The organism is Streptomyces sp. NPDC043176, assembly GCF_056436715.1.
This window is the reverse complement of record NZ_JBWKCA010000026.1, coordinates 85364-101563: the sequence shown is the minus strand read 5'-3', so window position 1 is coordinate 101563 and position 16200 is coordinate 85364. Positions and strand designations below refer to the sequence as shown.

Annotated in this window: 16 protein-coding genes and 1 tRNA gene; 10 read left to right on the top strand and 7 right to left on the bottom strand. The window is 75.3% G+C overall.

Going from position 1 to position 16200, the window contains the following annotated elements; all coding sequences use genetic code 11:
• Nucleotides 1-384 precede the first annotated feature (384 nt).
• Nucleotides 385-1794: a sensor histidine kinase gene (locus AC067A_RS32005; protein WP_479246369.1), complete on the bottom strand. Its 1410-nt coding sequence runs from the start codon at nucleotides 1792-1794 to the stop codon at nucleotides 385-387.
• Entirely contained in the window at nucleotides 1791-2492 is a 702-nt protein-coding gene (locus AC067A_RS32000; protein ID WP_479246367.1) for a response regulator transcription factor, read from the bottom strand. The genes AC067A_RS32005 and AC067A_RS32000 overlap by 4 nt, the downstream gene beginning before the upstream one ends.
• An 87-nt stretch (nucleotides 2493-2579) precedes the next feature.
• Here AC067A_RS32000 and AC067A_RS31995 point away from each other — a divergent pair, with 87 nt between their 5' ends.
• Complete coding sequence (locus AC067A_RS31995) at nucleotides 2580-3164, top strand: hypothetical protein (protein ID WP_479246365.1); 585 nt, start codon at nucleotides 2580-2582, stop codon at nucleotides 3162-3164.
• Between the two features lie 14 nt (nucleotides 3165-3178).
• On the opposite strand, the gene AC067A_RS31990 is transcribed toward AC067A_RS31995, so the two are convergent.
• Together AC067A_RS31990 and AC067A_RS31985 are read right to left on the bottom strand one after the other, a co-directional pair.
• Nucleotides 3179-4045, bottom strand: coding sequence for a spermidine synthase (locus AC067A_RS31990; RefSeq protein WP_479246363.1), 867 nt, complete (start codon nucleotides 4043-4045; stop codon nucleotides 3179-3181).
• Between the two features lie 66 nt (nucleotides 4046-4111).
• Entirely contained in the window at nucleotides 4112-4555 is a 444-nt protein-coding gene (locus AC067A_RS31985) for a hypothetical protein (RefSeq protein WP_479246362.1), read from the bottom strand.
• A gap of 222 nt (nucleotides 4556-4777) precedes the next feature.
• Between AC067A_RS31985 and AC067A_RS31980 the strand changes: the two genes are divergently transcribed.
• On the top strand, nucleotides 4778-6064 hold the full coding sequence (locus AC067A_RS31980; RefSeq protein WP_479246360.1) for a tetratricopeptide repeat protein: 1287 nt from the start codon (nucleotides 4778-4780) through the stop codon (nucleotides 6062-6064).
• Nucleotides 6065-6189: 125 nt separating this feature from the next.
• Here AC067A_RS31980 and AC067A_RS31975 read toward each other — a convergent pair whose 3' ends face one another.
• Nucleotides 6190-6783: a histidine phosphatase family protein gene (locus tag AC067A_RS31975; RefSeq protein ID WP_479246358.1), complete on the bottom strand. Its 594-nt coding sequence runs from the start codon at nucleotides 6781-6783 to the stop codon at nucleotides 6190-6192.
• Between the two features lie 144 nt (nucleotides 6784-6927).
• Here AC067A_RS31975 and AC067A_RS31970 point away from each other — a divergent pair, with 144 nt between their 5' ends.
• The 4 genes from AC067A_RS31970 to AC067A_RS31955 are packed head-to-tail and all read left to right on the top strand — an operon-like array spanning nucleotide 6928 to nucleotide 11774.
• Nucleotides 6928-7764, top strand: a complete 837-nt coding sequence (locus AC067A_RS31970; RefSeq protein WP_479246356.1) for a phosphatase PAP2 family protein — start codon at nucleotides 6928-6930, stop codon at nucleotides 7762-7764.
• The gene (locus tag AC067A_RS31965; protein ID WP_479246354.1) at nucleotides 7700-8860 is read left to right on the top strand and encodes a hypothetical protein; all 1161 of its coding nucleotides are present in this window, start codon (nucleotides 7700-7702) and stop codon (nucleotides 8858-8860) included. Before AC067A_RS31970 ends, AC067A_RS31965 begins: the two co-directional genes overlap by 65 nt.
• Nucleotides 8851-10440: a hypothetical protein gene (locus AC067A_RS31960; protein WP_479246352.1), complete on the top strand. Its 1590-nt coding sequence runs from the start codon at nucleotides 8851-8853 to the stop codon at nucleotides 10438-10440. The genes AC067A_RS31965 and AC067A_RS31960 overlap by 10 nt, the downstream gene beginning before the upstream one ends.
• Nucleotides 10437-11774, top strand: coding sequence for an AAA family ATPase (locus tag AC067A_RS31955; protein WP_479246351.1), 1338 nt, complete (start codon nucleotides 10437-10439; stop codon nucleotides 11772-11774). Before AC067A_RS31960 ends, AC067A_RS31955 begins: the two co-directional genes overlap by 4 nt.
• Here AC067A_RS31955 and AC067A_RS31950 read toward each other — a convergent pair.
• Entirely contained in the window at nucleotides 11758-12390 is a 633-nt protein-coding gene (locus tag AC067A_RS31950) for a peroxiredoxin-like family protein (protein WP_479246350.1), read from the bottom strand. The genes AC067A_RS31955 and AC067A_RS31950 overlap by 17 nt on opposite strands.
• A gap of 145 nt (nucleotides 12391-12535) precedes the next feature.
• On the opposite strand from AC067A_RS31950, the gene AC067A_RS31945 reads away from it, so the two are divergent.
• The 4 genes from AC067A_RS31945 (at nucleotide 12536) to AC067A_RS31930 (ending at nucleotide 14636) form a co-directional block, all read left to right on the top strand.
• Nucleotides 12536-13150, top strand: coding sequence for a TetR/AcrR family transcriptional regulator (locus AC067A_RS31945; protein ID WP_479246348.1), 615 nt, complete (start codon nucleotides 12536-12538; stop codon nucleotides 13148-13150).
• A gap of 131 nt (nucleotides 13151-13281) precedes the next feature.
• A complete protein-coding gene (locus AC067A_RS31940; RefSeq protein ID WP_479246347.1) occupies nucleotides 13282-13644 on the top strand; it encodes a hypothetical protein in 363 nt (120 codons plus the stop codon).
• A 298-nt stretch (nucleotides 13645-13942) separates the two neighbouring features.
• On the top strand, nucleotides 13943-14572 hold the full coding sequence (locus tag AC067A_RS31935) for a hypothetical protein (protein ID WP_479246345.1): 630 nt from the start codon (nucleotides 13943-13945) through the stop codon (nucleotides 14570-14572).
• A tRNA-Lys gene (locus AC067A_RS31930) sits at nucleotides 14563-14636 on the top strand. The genes AC067A_RS31935 and AC067A_RS31930 overlap by 10 nt, the downstream gene beginning before the upstream one ends.
• 72 nt (nucleotides 14637-14708) lie before the next feature.
• Here the strand turns inward: AC067A_RS31930 and AC067A_RS31925 are convergent.
• On the bottom strand, nucleotides 14709-15989 hold the full coding sequence (locus tag AC067A_RS31925; RefSeq protein WP_479246343.1) for a M6 family metalloprotease domain-containing protein: 1281 nt from the start codon (nucleotides 15987-15989) through the stop codon (nucleotides 14709-14711).
• Between the last annotated feature and the right edge of the window lie 211 nt (nucleotides 15990-16200).

Here is a 16200-nt window from a genome sequence, read left to right as displayed (position 1 = left end):
GGGTCCAGGCGCGAGGGGCGGAGGCGCCGCCAAGGGCGCCGTCCCGTGTGCCCACCCGTCCCGCCCAGCGGGACGATTGCCCACACGGCGGTGGGGCGACGGCCCAAGCGGGCGCAGGCCACACGGCGGCGGGCGTAGGTCCACACGGCAGCGGGCGTGGGCGCACGGCAGCGGGTGCGGACCCACACGGCAGCGGGCACAGGCCCCACACGGGGCGGGGTTCGGCGAGCGCGGACCCAGACGGCAGCAGGCGCGGGCTCACGCGGGACGGGGCGCGGTGGGCGACAGCCCAGGCGGGACGGGGCGCGGTGGGCGGCAGCCCACACGGGTGCGGGCCCACACGGCCGCGGGCCCACGCGGCGGCGGGTGCGGGGTGAGGGGGCGTCAGCCGTCCGTGGCCCGTCGGGTGCCCGTGCCGCCGCGCCTGCGCCGGGCCGGGCGGTGACCGCGGCGGCCGGTCCCGGCGCCACCGCGGCGGCCGTCGAGCCCGATCCAGACGCGGACCTCGGTGCCGCCGAGCACCGAGTGGCCGATGCGGACGTCGCCGTCGGTGGCCTCGGCCATCCGCCGCACGATGTCGAGGCCGAGGCCGGTGGACCCGGCCCGGGCGCCGCTGTTGCCGCGGGCCAGGGCGGCGGCCGGGTCGGCGATGCCGGGTCCGGCGTCGGAGACCAGGACGATGACGGCGTCGTCGCCGTTGTGGAGGTCGATGGAGAACGCGGTGCCCTCGGGCGTGTGGCGGAAGACGTTGCCGAGCAGGGCGTCGAGCGCGGCGACGAGTTCGGGGCGGGCGACCGGGATGCGGACGGGGCGTTCGACGCCCGCGACCCGCACCCGGCGGCCCTCGTCCTCGGCCAGCGCCGACCAGAAGTCCATCCGCTCGCGCACCACTTCGGCGGCGTCGCAGCCGGCGCCGGGCCCGGTCGCCTGGGTCTGCGGCTTCGCCTCCCGGGCGGTGCGGATGATGATGTCGACCTCCCGCTCCAGCTGCTCGACGGCGGCGCGGGTCTGGTCGGCGGCCGGACCCGATCCGAGCGAGGCCGCGTTGAGCCGGAGCACGGTCAGCGGGGTGCGGAGGCGGTGCGAGAGGTCGGCGGCCAGTTCCCGTTCGTTGGCGAGGAGTTGGACGACCTGGTCGGCCATCGAGTTGAAGGCGACGGCGGCCGACTTGAGCTCCGGCGGCCCCTCCTCGGGCACCCGCGCGCCGAGCCTGCCCTCGCCCAGGTCGTGGGCGGCGCCGGCGAGCCGCTGGGCGGGCCGGACCATCCGGACGCCGAGGCGGTCGGCGACGGCGACGGAGCCCACGATCAGGGCGATGCCGACGCCGGCCAGGACCAGCCAGGCGGTGGCGACCCCGTTGGTGACCTCGCCCTCGGGGACGAAGAGTTCGACGACGGCGACCTGGCCGCTGCTGAGCGCGGTGGGCTGGAGCAGCGCGAAGCCGCCCGGCACCTCGGCGATCGAGGCCCGGCCGAGGCTGCGGGTCGCTTCGAGTTCGTCGGCGCCGGCCCGCCGGGTGCCGATCTCCAGGGGCTCCGCGCCGGGTTCGGCGGCGGGCACGTGGACCGCGAGCCGCCCGGTGGACCCGTCCTCGGTGGTCGCGACGGCCTTGTCCAGCTCGTCGCGGTCGGTGGTGATCGCGAGGACCGGGGCGAGTCCGGCGGCCCGCCGCTCGGCGTTGGAGAACGCGCGGTCGCGGGCCATCTCCTTCACGACGAGTCCGAGGGGTACGGCGAAGGCGACGACGACCATCACGGTGACGGCCAGGGACACCTTGACGAGCGCCCATCTCACGGCTGCGGCTCCCGGGGCGGCTCCAGCTTCACGCCCACCCCGCGCAGGGTGTGCAGGTAGCGCGGCCTGGCGGCCGTTTCACCCAATTTCCGCCGCAGCCATGACAAATGCACGTCGATGGTCTGGTCGTCCCCGTACGACTGCTGCCACACCTCGGCGAGCAGCTCCTTGCGCGGGACGACCACACCGGGCCGTCCGGCGAGGAAGGCCAGCAGGTCGAACTCGCGCCGCGTCAGGTCCAAGGGCGCGCCGTCCAGCTCCGCCTGACGGCGCAGCGGGTCGACGGTGAGCCCGCCGACCCTGATCACCCGGGACGGCGGCAGGTCCCCGGCCGAGGACCGCGCCCGGCGCAGGACGGCCGCCATCCGGGCCGACAGGTGGTCGACCGAGAAGGGCTTCACCAGGTAGTCGTCCGCACCGGCGTGGAGGAGCCGTACGATCTCCGCCTCGTCGTCCCGGGCGGTCGCGATGATCACCGGCACGTCGGTGATGCCGCGCAGCATCTTGAGCGCCTCCGACCCGTCCAGATCGGGCAGACCGAGGTCCAGGATCACGACGTCGAAGCGGAAATGGGCGACCTCGCGCAGCGCCTCCAGAGCCGTGCCGACGCTCCGTACCGTGTGGGAGGCCTCGGTCAGCTGCCGAATGAGGGCGGAGCGCACGAACTGGTCGTCCTCGACCACGAGCACACTTGCCATGGGGCGCACCGTACGCCATTCGGGGGAACGTGCGAGCAATCTCCACCCTCCGGTACGGCCTCCCGGCGGGTGGTGCACTATGTCCCGGTGCGAAGAGGACTCGTTCACGCCCTGGCCTGGTCGCTCGCCACCGGCGCGGCGGTCACGCTGTCCTGGTGGGGAGTGCACACCGTGCTGTCCGGCACCGTCTACGACCCCCCGCGCGCGCTGCCCCTGCCGGCCGGCTCCAGCGTCGGAACGGCCGCCTCCGGCAGCGACCCGCAGGCCTCGTCGTCCGCCGGCCCGGATCCGTCCGGTCCCTCCGCCCCGACGGCCACCCCCAGCGCGGGCCGCACGACCGCCGCCACCCCGTCGGCGACCCCCTCCCGCACCCCGAAGCCCACCACGGCGGCTCCCGGCGCACCCGCCCCGGACTCCGGCTCCGGCCCGGGCTCCGGCTCCGGGTCCGACGTGAAGAGCTATCCGGTCGACGGCGGCCGGGTCACCTTCGACCTCGGGGAGACCTCGGCCGAGCTGGTCTCGGCGACACCCGCCTCCGGCTGGCAGATGCAGGTGTGGAAGCAGCCCACGTGGATCCGGGTCACCTTCACCAAGGACGGCCGCGAGCTGTCGGTCTTCTGCCTCTGGCACGACAGCGCGCCCCGCGTCGAGATCGAGGACCGGCAGGCGTAACGGGCCCGGTGGCCTCAGCGGAAGGCGGACGCGGGCGGTACGGGCGAGGGCTTGGCGCTCGCGTCGGTGACCGGCGCCGCTCCCCCGGCGAAGTCGGCGAGGGCCCGCCCGTGTTCCACCCGGCCCGGGTGCGGGTCGGTGGCGACCCGGCGGGTCAGCTCGGCCACCGGGAGCGCCGTGTCCGAGGCGAGCAGCACCGCGTTGCCGAAGCGGCGGCCGCGCAGCACCGTCGGGTCGGCGGTCAGCGCCAGCTCGGGGAAGACGGCGGCGGCCGTGGCGATCTGGCCGCGCAGATGGGTCAGCGGCGGGCCGTCGGCCAGGTTCGCCGCGTAGAAGCCGCCGGGCCGCAGCACCCGCCGCACCTCGGCGAGGAACTCGGTGCTGGTCAGGTGGGCGGGGGTGCGGGCGCCGCTGAACACGTCGGCGATGACGAGGTCCGCCCAGCCGTCCTGGACCTTGGCGAGCCCTTCCCTGGCGTCGGTGGACCGGACGCGGATGCGGGCCCCCGCGTCGAGCGGCAGTTCCCGGCGGACGAGCTGGACCAGGCGCCCGTCGAGCTCCACGATCTGCTGGGTGGAGCGGGGCCGGGTGGCGGCGACGTACCGGGCGAGGGTGAAGGCGCCGCCTCCGAGGTGCACGACCTGGAGCGGCCGGTTCGGCGGGGCGGCGAGGTCGGCGATGTGGCCGAGGCGCCGCTGGTACTCGAAGGCGAGGTGGGCCGGGTCGTCCAGGTCGACGTGCGACTGCGGGGCTCCGTCGATGAGCAGCGTCCAGCCGCGCGGACGTTCCCGGTCGGGTATGAGTTCGGCGAGTCCGCCGTCGACGGTCTCGACGACGGAGACGGCCGCCGCCGCCCGGTCACGCTGCTTGTTCCTGGCCACGGCCCCATTATCGGGGCACTCGGGACGGACCCGCCCGAGATGGTCCCGGCCGCCGCTGCCGGTCGCTCAGCGGCAGCCGTCGGCCGCCTCGATCAGCCGCGCGGCCTCGCCGAGCGCCTCGCGCAGGACGACCGGGTCGGTGACCGGGTCGGTGTCGCCCGGAGGCAGCAGCCAGCCGGCCGGCCGGGGGATGTCGCCCGCCGGCTCGGGCAGCTCCGGCAGCTCGGGAAGGCGCAGACCGCGCCCCGAGGTCCGCGTACAGGCGCTGCCCGGCATGTCCCAGGCGGCGGCCGTGCCGGGCGGCACCAGGAAGCCCAGGGTGTCGCAGGTCCCGTCGTGCACGACGGGACCGACGGCGGGGGCGCCGCCGCGCCGCAGGATGTCGACCGCCTCCAGGCCCTGGCGGACCGGCACCGTGACCAGATCCCAGGGCTCGGCGGCGGACTGGGGGGCGTCGCCATCCGGGGCGGAAGCGTGCCGCGTGGCCGACTGCGAACCGATCTCCGACATGGGACCCCTCCTCGCTCCTGAGGAGACACGAGCCGTCTCTCCTTTACGGTTCAACGCCCGTGCGCGTCAACGGCTACGGCGCCATGCCGCCGCAAAGGATGGCAGTTCATGGCAGATCGCAGGCGAGATATCCGATTTGTAGCCAAACTCAGCGTAGGCATCCGGTCACAGCAGGTACGTTCTTGCCGCCGGACACCCGGCAGCACCAGGAGAGGGCTCGCCATGGCGACGTCACGGGCAGTTCCCAATCTCGCCTTCCGCCGGCTTCGCGGACAGCACTCGCCGGCGGAGTTCGCGGCGGCGGTCCGCCGGGCGGCGCGGGAGATCGGCGAACAGGTCGCGTGCGACGCCCGCTACATCGGGCGCGTGGAAGCGGGGGAGATCCGCTGCCCCAACTACGCGTACGAGCGGGTCTTCCTGCACATGTTCCCCGGACTCGGCCTGGCCGACCTGGGGTTCTCCGCGCGGGAGACGGTGCGCGGCCGGCGGCAGGCCGTCCCGGCCGGGGCAGCGCCTCCCGCCACCATCACCACCCGGAACGATGAGGAGAGCGACGTGCTGCGTCGCGCATTCATGACGAGCGGCTCCGCCACCCTGGCGGCCGCCTCGCTGGGACTCGGCGGCCCCGCCGTCGCGATCCCCGCCCCCCGCGGCACCCACCGGATCGGCGAGACCGAGGTGCGGGCCGTCGAGGACGCCGTACGGCGCATCCGTCTGCTCGACGACCGGCACGGCGCCGACGGGCTCTACAAGGTCGCCGCCCAGCCGTTGCGCACCGCGTACGCGCTGCTCGACACCGGCACCATGAACCGCCGCTCCACCGAGGACCGGCTGCACGCGGGCGCGGGCGAGCTCTCCCTCTCCGTCGGCTGGCTGGCGCACGACTCCGGCCGCCACGAGGACGCGCGCTCGCACTACGCCGAGGCGCTCGCCACCGCGCGCGTGGCGGGGAACGCGGCCCTGGAGGCGCACGCGTTCTGCAACACCTCGTTCCTTGCCAGGGACACCGGCCGGTACCGCGAGGCGGTCCGGGCGGCGCAGGCCGGCCTGCGGGCGGCCCGACCGCTCGACTCGGCGCGGCTGCTGTCGCTGCTGTCCCTGCGGGAGGCGGGCGCGTGGGCGGGGCTCGGCGACCGCTCCGCCTGCGAACAGGCCCTCGGCCGTGCCCACGGCTTCTTCGAGCGGGGCCCGGCCGACGGCGACCCCGAGTGGATGTCCTTCTTCGGCGAGCCGGAGCGGGAGGCCCTGGAGGCGCAGTGCTGGTCGGCGCTGGGCGAATGGGGCCGGGCGGCCCGCCACGCCCACCGGGCCACGGTCCTGCAGAACCCGCACTTCGCCCGCAACCTCGCGCTCTACCGGGCCCACCTGGCCAAGGACCTGGCGTACGCCGGCCGGCTCGACGAGGCGGCCGTCGAGGCGCGGCGGGTGGCGGACTCCCTGGAGGGCATCGCCTCGGCCCGCATCCGCGGCATGCTCGCCGAGACGGACCGGATCCTCGCCTCGCGCTGAGGCACCGCGCGGACGCGCACGGACCCGGCGGCCGGTGCCGACGGGTTCCGGGGACGCGGTGCCGACGGGTTCCGGGGACGCGGTGCCGGCAGGTTCCGGGGACGCGGTGCCGACGGGTTCCGGGGCTATTCCAGGTGGCCGGTGTCGTTCCAGCGCTCGAGTGCCGGGGCGCCGTACGCCCAGCCGAGTACCGACAGGCTCGTCGGGTCGAGGCGGATGCGGGACGCGAAGAACACGTCCTCGCCGAGCCAGCGGGCGGCGATGGAGCGCAGGATGTGGCCGTGCGCGAAGACCAGGACGTCCCGGTCGGCGGAGCGGGCCCGGTTCACGATCTCGTCGGCGCGGTCCGAGAGCTGCCCGAGGGTCTCGCCGTCGGGGACGCCGTCGCGCCAGATGAACCAGCCGGGCTGGACGGCCTGGATCTCGGGCGGGGTCATCCCCTCGTACGCGCCGTAGTCCCACTCCATGAGGGCGTCCCACGGCTCGGCCCGCTCGCCGAAGCCGGCGAGCTCGCAGGTCTCGGCGGCCCGTACGAGCGGGCTGGTGCGGACCTCGACGTCCGGCAGCCCCTGCCAGGGCCCGCGGTGCAGGCGCTCACCGAGCAGCTTCGCGCCGCGCCGCCCCTCGTCGAGCAGCGGGATGTCGGTCCTGCCGGTGTGCCGGCCGAGAAGTGACCACTCGGTCTGGCCGTGCCGGGCGAGCAGGATGCGCGGTGCCATGGGAAGGACGCTCCAGGGGTTCACGGTGCGGACGTGCCTCTCCCATCATCGCCCAACCGAATTCGGGGTGGCGCCCGGGCAACCCCCCGGCGGCGTCCGGCGTCCCCTCCCCCGGGGCGGACACCTTCTGGGGGGACTTCATCCATGGGCAAGCCACGGTGGTGGGCCGAGCTGTCGCTGATCGCCGTCGTGTACGCGGCGTACACCGGCGGGCGGCTCCTCGTGCGCGGCGACGAGGCGACGGCCGTGGAGCACGGGCTCGCGATCCTGCGGGCGGAGGAGGCGCTCGGGATCGACGCCGAGCACCCGCTGAACCGGCTGTTCACGGACGTCCCGGCGCTGGGGATCCCGGCGGACTTCGCGTACGCCTCGCTGCACTACCTCGTGACCCCGGCGATCCTCGTGTGGCTGTTCCGCCGCCGCCCCGCGCACTACCGGGCCGCCCGCTCCTGGCTGATGGTCTCCACCCTGCTCGGTCTGGTCGGCTTCACCCTGCTGCCGACCTGCCCGCCCCGGCTGCTCGACCCGGTGTACGGCTTCACCGACACCATGGCGCGCTTCAGCGCGTACGGCTGGTGGGGCGGCGAGGCCAGCGCGCCGCGCGGGCTGGGCGGGATGACCAACCAGTACGCGGCGATGCCCAGCCTGCACGTGGGCTGGGCGCTGTGGTGCGGAGTGATGCTGTGGCGGTACGGGCGGACCCCCTTGGCGAAGGCGCTCGGCGTGGCGTATCCGCTGGTCACCGCGCTGGTCGTGATGGGGACCGCCAACCACTACCTGCTCGACGCGGTCGCCGGGGTGGCCGTCATGGCGGCCGGGCTGCTCCTCGCCCCGTACCTGCCGCGGGTCGCCGGGCGGCGGCGCCGGAAACCGGAAGCTCCCCCCGTTGTCGGTGGCGGATGGGAGACTTCCGCGGGTGAGCGCATCCCCGGACAGCGGTCCGTCCCTACCGCCGCAGACGACACGCCGATTGCTCGCTGAGCTCCGCGGGCCGGCCGTCGTGCCGCGCCCGCTGGACGCGCGGGCCCTCGCCGCGCTGGCCGCCAACCCCGGCTGCCGGCGACGGGCCCTGCTCGACGGCGCCGGGGTCGACAAGTCCGTGCTCGCCGCGAAGCTCGGCTCGCCGGCCCCCTTCGGGCAGTCGCAGTTCGCGATCGTGCGGGGCAACTCCTTCGAGGCGAAGGTGAAGGCGGACGGCGGCCGCGAACTGCTGCGCCTGGTCGGAGCCGAGGAGCCGGGCGAGGTGTCCGTGCCCGATCTGGCGGCGGCCGGTCCCGAGGGCCGCACCGCCCGCACGGCGCTGGCGCTGCGGGAGGCGACCGGGTCCGGCGGCTGGACGCTGCTCGACCATCCGCTGCTCGCCCTGGAGGTGGCCGGCTCGCCGGTCTATCTGGAGCCGGACGCCGTGGTGGTCCGCCCGGACGGCGGGTGGACGGTGGTGGAGGTCAAGTCGTTCCCGATGATCGACGGTTCGGCCGACGCGGCGAAGGTGGGCGCGGCGGCCCGGCAGGCCGCGGTGTACGTGCTCGCGCTCGAGCGGGTGGCGGCGCGCACCGAGGGCGCGCGGGTGGCGCACTCGGTCGTCCTCGTCTGCCCCAAGGACTTCTCGAACGTGCCGACGGCGTCGGTCGTCGACGTGCGCAAGCAGCGGTCGGTCACCCGGCGCCAGCTGGACCGGCTGACCCGGATCGACGAGATCGCCGCCGCGCTGCCGGAAGGCGTCAGCTTCGACGTGGCGGAGCGCTCGCCCGAGGAGCTGGCGGCGTCCGTGGAGCGCGTGCCCCACCAGTACGCGCCGGAGTGCCTGGCCGCCTGCGAGCTGGCCTTCCACTGCCGGTCCCGGGCCCGGGAGGCCGACGCGGTGGAGACCCTGGGCCGTTCGGTACGGGCCGAGCTCGGCGGTCTGACGACGGTCGGCGCGGTCCTCGCGGCGGCGCGCGGCGAGCAGGGCGATCCGGCGGACCCCGCGGTCGCGGCGCTGCGGCGGGCACGGGCGCTGCGCGCGGAGGCGCTGTCGGCGGCGGGGGCCCCGGGCGGGAACGCCCCGGCGGGGACGGAGGCCCTGCCGTGTCGCTGATCTCCCTGCTGGCCCGGATGGAGGCCGTCGAGTCGGGCCGGGCGCAGCCGCTGGCGACCGTACGGCACCGGCGGCTCTCGGAGCGGCCGCTCGTCCTGGTGCCGCTGACGACGGCCGGCGAGGCGGGCGCCCCGCTGGGCGCGCTCGTCGGCACCGATCCCGAGGAGCCTCGGCTCCTGGTGGTGCCCCAGCCCCGGGACCGGGACCTGCGGTTCGCGTTCCTCGCCGACCTGGCGGAGGAGGTCCTGCCGTACGTCGACTCGTTCACGGGCGCCGTCGAGGCGGTGGAGCGCAGCGAGGTGGACGCGGAGACCGGAAAGAAGGTGAAGGTCGAGGTCGAGCTGTGCGCGGACGCGCCGCAGCTGATCGTGCCGAGCCGGGCGGGTGTGGAGTACGTACGGCTGCTCGGCCGGTCGACGCGGTTCCGGCGGACGGCGGAGCAGGACCCGGAGACGCCGTTCCCGGCGCCGCCGCGGGTGCCGCTGCTCGGGCGCTGGCTGACGCACTTCGGCGAGCGGGCCCGGGTGCCCGGCTCCTCGCTGCTGCTCGCGGCGACCGACCTGCTCAACCGGCACTGGGCGACCGGCCAGTCGTCCCTGGAGGACCAGCACCTGGGCGCGCTGCTCGCCTGGATCGATCCGTACGACGGGGAGCCGGGCGCCGAGGCCGCGCTGCGGGCCGAGGTGGGCCGGGACTCCCAGGGCCAGTTGCTGTGCCCGCCGGCCGGGCCCGCGACGGACCCGGCCTTCGACAACCGGCTGCTCGCGCCCGCGATCGAGCGGTACGACCGGGCCCGGCAGGCGCTCGGCGCCGCCGAGGACGGCGAGGCGGCCGACGCGGGTCTGGGCGAGCTGCACGCGGCCGAGCGGGAGCTGCGCCGGCTGGTCGTCTCGCAGCTGAAGCCGACCTGGGAGGCGGTGTGGCGGGCGATCGGGCTGCTGCGGGAGCTGCCGGAGGGGACCCGGGTCGAGGACCGCTGGACCCGGGACCGCTGGTCCTTCACCGCCCACCGTGACCGGGTCACCGCGGGCGAGCCGCCGCAGCCGCGCCGGGACGACGCCGTGACGGCCGCCTCGAAGCTGGCCGCCCGCGAGCAGGCGCAGGGCCAGCTGGAGGCGCAGGAGGCGCTGGACGATCCGCTGGTGCTCGCCGGACGGCGGCTCGCGGGCGAGGCGTTCACCGCCGAGGTGGTCGAGGTGACGATGGCCTGGACGGAGTCGAAGCGGCCCGCGCCGCGCCCGCTCCTCACGGTCCGCACGGACGACCGGCCGCACCTGGGCGAGAGGACGAAGGTGTTCCGGTCGCTCGACGGGAAACCGCAGACGGCGGAGTTCGTACGGTACGAGGAGGACGGCTCGCTGCTGCTCCGGGTCCTGGACCGGATGGGCCGGTCGAGGGAGCCCGCGGAGGGTTCGGTGCCGGAGAAGGGCGAGCGGATCGCCTGGACGCTGTTCGAGCACGAGCAGCGGGTCGGTCCGAAGCTGCCCGATCCGGAGGAGACCCCCTGGACGCACGGCGGCCCGCCCCGGACGGACGCCGTCGAACTGCCCGACGCCGTGACCCCCGAGGACGTGCTGTGAGCGTGACCGTGTTCGATCCCTCCGCCGAGGCGGGCCGTGCGACGGACGGCATCCTCGCGGACACCCTGCACGGCTCGTCGCGCGGTGTCGTCGTCGACTCCCCGCCGGGCGCGGGGAAGTCGACCCTGGTGGTGCGCGCGGCCCTCGAACTGGCCGCAGCGGGCCGCCCCCTGATGGTGGTCGCGCAGACGAACGCGCAGGTGGACGACCTGGTGCTGCGGCTCGCCGCGAAGGAGCCGGACCTGGAGGTGGGCCGGCTGCACTCGAACGACAGCGACCCGTACGACAAGGCGCTCGACGACCTGGACCACGTACGGAAGTCGGCGAAGGCGGGTGAGCTGGCCGGGCTGCCGGTGGTCCTGTCCACGTCCGCGAAGTGGGCGCACGTGAAGAACGTCGAGCCGTGGGCGCACGCGATCGTCGACGAGGCGTACCAGATGCGCTCGGACGCGCTGCTCGCGGTGGCGGGGCTGTTCGAGCGGGCGCTGTTCGTGGGCGACCCGGGGCAGCTCGACCCGTTCTCGGTGGTGGGCGCGGAGCAGTGGGCGGGGCTCTCGTACGACCCGTCGGCGAGCGCGGTCTCCACGCTCCTGGCGCACAATCCGGAGCTGCCGCAGCACCGGCTGCCGGTGTCGTGGCGGCTGCCGGCCTCGGCGGCGCCTCTGGTCTCGGACGCCTTCTACCCGTTCACGCCGTTCCGCAGCGGCACCGGGCCCGGGGACCGGACGCTCTCGTTCTCGGTGCCGTCGGACGGTTCGGGGCCCGACCGGGTCCTCGACGAGGCGGCCGAGTCGGGCTGGGGCCTGCTCGAACTGCCGGCCATGCGCACCCCGCGGACCGATCCGGAGGCGGTCGGCGCGGTCGCCCTGGTGGTGCGCCGGCTGCTCGACCGGGGCGGGGTCGCGGTCTCGGAGCAGTCGGAGCAGCCGGTTCCGCTGACTCCGGACCGGGTGGCGGTCGGCACCGCCCACCGTGATCAGGCGGCGGCGGTCCGGGCGGCGCTCGCCGCCCTCGGCCTGACCGGGGTGACGGTGGACACCGCGAACCGTCTCCAGGGCCGCGAGTACGACGTGACGGTCGTCCTCCATCCGCTGTCCGGCCGTCCGGACGCCACGGCCTTCCACCTGGAGACGGGCCGGCTGTGCGTCCTCGCCTCCCGGCACCGGCACGCCTGTGTGGTGGTGTGCCGGGCGGGCGTCACGGAGCTCCTCGACGAGCATCCGTCGACGGAGCCGGTCCAGCTGGGCGCGGCGGTGTCGTTCCCCGACGGCTGGGAGGCGAACCACGCGGTCCTCTCCCACCTGGCGGAACACCGGGTCAGCTGGACTCCGTGAGCCGGGCGGCCAGGGCGAGGAGTTCGTCGACCGACCACTGGTCGTAGACGTGCTCGCCGTACTTCACGGCGGCGACGCGGCCGTCCGGGGCGATCAGGAAGTCGGCGGGAAGGCCGAGGCGACCGGCGGGCTGGGAGGCGGCGGGCAGCCGCCCCCGCCCTCGGAGCAGCTCCCGGACGCCGTGGAGCAGGGACCGGAGGATCGCCGGCCAGGCGCGTGGGTCGAGCAGGGCCCTGCGGTGGGCCCCCACCCCGAACTCGGCGTACAGCACCCGGGCCGGGTCCGCGACGACGGCGAACGGCAGGTGGGCGACGTGCTCGCGGAGCTCGTCGGCGGGGGAATGGAAGAGGACCACCTCACGGATCCCGGCCCGTTCGATCTCCTCGTGCCTCAGGACCACCGACCGCAGGTGGAGGTTGCAGACCGGGCAGCCCGCGAAGCGCCGGAACTGCACGTGGGTGGGGCGCTCGGGGTCCGGGAGGGACAGCGAGGGGCCGAGGACCGGGGTGAGCGTCCGGGCGGGCACGGAACGCCCGGGTTCCCAGCGGCCGCCGCGGAGCGGGCCGCCGGAGGGCCGGGACGTGCGGGGCCGGGGCGTGGGCTTGGGCTCGGGCATGGGGCACCTTCCTCGTGGACACGGAGTCACGGAGTCACGGAGGCATGGAGGGATCGAGGGATCGTGGCGGGGCGGCGGGCATGGATCCGTAGGCGTACGGCGTACTCCTAACAGCGTAGGCGTATGGCGTACGCTGTCAACCGCCATGCCACGACCCCGCTCCCTCACCCTGGACCGACTGGCCGCCGCGGCCCTCGCCGTCATCGACCGCGACGGGCTCGCCGCCCTCTCCATGCGCACCGTCGCCAAGGAACTCGGCATGAGCCCCATGGGGCTCTACCGCTACGTGAGCGACCGCGAGGAGCTGGAAGGGCTCGTGGTCGACCGCGTGCTGGGCTCCGTCGACGCCACCCCGCCCGACCCCGGCGCCCCCTGGCGGGAGCGGATCGAGACCATGGTCGGGCGGTTGCGCGACGCCGTGGCCGGCCACCCGGAGGCCGTCCCGCTGACCCTCGCCCATCGGCACCACGCGGCCGCGGGCCTGCGCTGGTCGGAGACCGTGCTCGGCATCCTGACCGAGGCGGGGATCGACGGCCGGCAGCGGGTCGTCGCCCTGCGCGCGCTCCACGGGTACGTCACCGGGGCGATCCAGCTCGAACGCCTCGGACCCCTCGCCGGCGAGGGCACCGCGGTCATCGCCGGGCTGCCCGAGGACCGGTTCCCCCATCTGGCGGAGACGGCGCGGGCCGCCGGCGAGGTGGACCCCGCCCAGGAGTTCTTCGGCGGGCTGCGCCTGCTGCTGCGCGGCCTCGACGGCTGACGGCCCCGCGCCCCCGGGGACCGGGGGCTCCCCGGGGGCGCGGGGCGCGAGGTTCGCGCCCTTGCGGGACGCGGGACAATGGAAGACGGCCCGGGATTCCGGGCCGTGCCTGTGCGAGGAGGAGAAGGACGATGGCGGAACCCGCGGAGCGGAGCGGACAGCGGCGGCTTCGGCCGGCCCCGCTGGTCTTCGAGCCTGCCGAGGCGACCGCCGATCCGGAGCACTTCTTCGACCTGGAGTCGATAGAGGACCCCCGGGAGCTCCTGGCCCGCGCGACCGAGCTGACGCTCGCGTTCCGGGCGGCCACGGACCGGGCGACCGAGTTCCAGGCCATCGCCGCCGCCCAGCTGGCCGACCCGCGCCGGTTCGACCGGCTGACGCCCGCGGCCGTCGCCGAGCGGGCCCAGTGGACCGAGGACTACGCGGTGAAGATGATCGAGTTCGGCCGTGACCTGATCCGCACGAACGGCCGCCCCGCGGAGGAGCAGGCCTGAGCCCCCCGGGCGGAGGAGCCCCGGGCTTGTGAGCCCCTCGGGCGGATGGGCCCTGGGCTTGCGAGCCCCTTGGACGGATGGACCCCGGGCTTGCGAGCCCCTTGGGCGGAGGGACCCCGGGCCCCTGAGCCGCCGATCCGATGCCTCCCTGCGCCCCCGCGCGGGGGTCGGCGCGTGTGCGCCCAGCACGCGCCCCCTGGCATATGCGGAGCGCACGATACTCCGCGCGGGGTCTCCGTGTCCGGGTTTCCCGGAACCCTCGGCGACCGCTCGGTCACGACGGGTAGATCTGGGACGCATGACGACCTGGATGCGCGACGAGACCCCGCACGACGTCTTCCGCTTCCTCCGGGAGGGTGACGAGGGACGGCACCAGACGGCACGGGTGACCGCCGACGGGGCCACCTGGCTCGCCTCGGCCGCCGGGGGAGGCGGGGCGGCGCTCACCCGCTGGGAGGCCCGGCCCTCCTCGTCGGCGGCGCTGCCCTGCGGGACGGTCTTCGACGTCGTCAACGTGGACCCGGTCTTCGGGCGCAGGATGCTGGACCGGCTGTGGGAGGAGGGCCCGGGGTCGGGGCCCGTCGCGGTGCACCGGGGCCGGATGATGCTGTTCGCCGCGCCGGGGACGGCCCAGCGGCTGCCCGCCCTGCTCGACTGGGAGGAGTGGGGCGAGGCGGTCCCCCGGCCGCTGTGCCACGGAGCGGGGGACGCGGTGACCGTGCCGCCGCTCGTGCCGTCCGCCGACACCGCCGGGCCCCGCTGGCTGGTCGCCCCGGACACCCGGCACCCGTGGCTGCCGGGTCCCGAGGTGGTGCTGTGGGCCTGCGTGCGGGCCGTCCGGGCGGCCTCCACCGCCGACGTGCGGGTATCGATTTTTCCTCCCGCCGATCCGCCTGCTAATGTCTACGACGTCAGCAGGCGCCGCTAGCTCAGTTGGTTAGAGCAGCTGACTCTTAATCAGCGGGTCCGGGGTTCGAGTCCCTGGCGGCGCACAGACGGAAGAAGCCCCTCGCGGAAGCGGGGGGCTTCTTCGTGTTCCGGGCACGGACGCCGTGCCCGGCTCCTCAGTCGATGGCCGGCGGGGTGATCCGCACCGTCCAGCCGCCCGTCTCGGTGCGGTCCGTGACCTCGACGCGGACGCCGGTCCCGGGCACCGTGAGGGTCTCGCCCTCCTCCAGCGGGGCGTCCGCCAGCGGCGGGTAGACCGAGCGGTCCCAGCAGGCCTCGGTGCGCGGGTGCGCGTCGACGACCTCGACCGGGCCTTCGCCGGAGGCCGCGTCGGCCCGTACCCGGTAGACGAGCACGCCTTCGGTGCACGTCTCCGCGTCGTTGCCGGAGGTGCTGCGGGCCTCGACGGCGAGGACGCTGTCGGGGCCGGTGCGGACGACGGCCAGCCGGGTGCCGAGCGTGCCGCCGGCCGGGGGCGGGGCGTCGCTCGGCTCCAGGCTGACCACCCGGGTGCCGGCGCCCTGGACGCAGCTCACCTGGGCCCGGGAGAGCCAGCCGAGCTTCCACTTGTGCCAGCCGAACATGTCGGGGGCGAGGCCGAACTGGCTGCCCATGACGTCCCAGTCCCCCACGTGGGTGTCCCAGTCGCCCTTGCCGTCCACCGGCCGGTGGTAGAGGTCGGGCAGGTCGAAGACGTGGCCGGTCTCGTGGGCGAGGACGTTGCGGTCGGGCGGGTGCCGCTCGAAGACCGTGACGACCCGCTTGAGCTCGGCGCCGTCGACCTCCAGGGGCCGGTCGAGGTTGACGACCTTGGTGGCGTCCGAGTCCACGCCGGGCGCGTCGGGGTCGGCGACCAGGTAGACGATGTCGTACGCGGAGAAGTCGACGTCCGGGTCGGCGGCGGCGATCGCGTCCCGGAGGTACGCGGCGCGCTTCCCGGCGTCCCAGTCCCGCCGTATGTCGTACGCCCCCGACTCCTTCGGCATCGGGGTCCAGGCCCGCTGGGCGTGCGGGCGCAGGGTGAAGCGCCCGTAGGAGGCCCGGTCGAAGTACTCGCTGGTGGCGGGGAAGTGGTCGGCGGCGAGTTCGGCCGGTTCGGTGAGCGGGTCGGAGTCCGGGAACGACAGGAAGACCATGACCGCGTCGAGGTGGCGGGCGGGGCGCGGGTAGGAGCTGTTCCAGGTGTCGAGGCCGAGCGAGTGGTGGGCGGCGGTACGGGGCAGCGCGCAAGGGCCCGCCGTCGGCGCGCCGACGGCGGGGCCGGCGACGAGCCCGGTGGCGGCCAGGGCGGCGAGCGAGGTGAAGGCCGCCGCTCCGGCACGCAGCCGCGGGCGTTCCACTCCCCCGGGTGGCTGCTGACCCCTCACGTGGACCTCCGGATCGGGAATGCGGGACACCCCACCCACCTTGTGATGGTTTGCGAGGTTTCGCATGTTTCCGCTGCCCCGGTCGGGTGAGGGCGCGCCACGCGGTCGACGCGACACGGACGTGCTTCAGCTCACGGAAAGTCACATTCGGTCAGGTCGCGTCGACCCGTGTCAGACCCGCGCAGAAACGATCGGGCAGCGCACGGGGGTGGGCTTCCCCACACGGGTGGGCGCCCCTCGC

Bases quoted from the DNA above. Each gene is read 5' to 3' on its own strand.
- AC067A_RS32000 (WP_479246367.1), bottom strand. From the start codon at position 2,492: ATGGCAAGTGTGCTCGTGGTCGAGGACGACCAGTTCGTGCGCTCCGCC.
- AC067A_RS31985 (WP_479246362.1), bottom strand. From the start codon at position 4,555: ATGTCGGAGATCGGTTCGCAGTCGGCCACGCGGCACGCTTCCGCCCCG.
- AC067A_RS31980 (WP_479246360.1), top strand. From the start codon at position 4,778: ATGGCGACGTCACGGGCAGTTCCCAATCTCGCCTTCCGCCGGCTTCGC.
- AC067A_RS31975 (WP_479246358.1), bottom strand. From the start codon at position 6,783: ATGGCACCGCGCATCCTGCTCGCCCGGCACGGCCAGACCGAGTGGTCA.
- AC067A_RS31970 (WP_479246356.1), top strand. From the start codon at position 6,928: ATGGGCAAGCCACGGTGGTGGGCCGAGCTGTCGCTGATCGCCGTCGTG.
- AC067A_RS31950 (WP_479246350.1), bottom strand. From the start codon at position 12,390: ATGCCCGAGCCCAAGCCCACGCCCCGGCCCCGCACGTCCCGGCCCTCC.
- AC067A_RS31945 (WP_479246348.1), top strand. From the start codon at position 12,536: ATGCCACGACCCCGCTCCCTCACCCTGGACCGACTGGCCGCCGCGGCC.
- AC067A_RS31940 (WP_479246347.1), top strand. From the start codon at position 13,282: ATGGCGGAACCCGCGGAGCGGAGCGGACAGCGGCGGCTTCGGCCGGCC.
- AC067A_RS31935 (WP_479246345.1), top strand. From the start codon at position 13,943: ATGACGACCTGGATGCGCGACGAGACCCCGCACGACGTCTTCCGCTTC.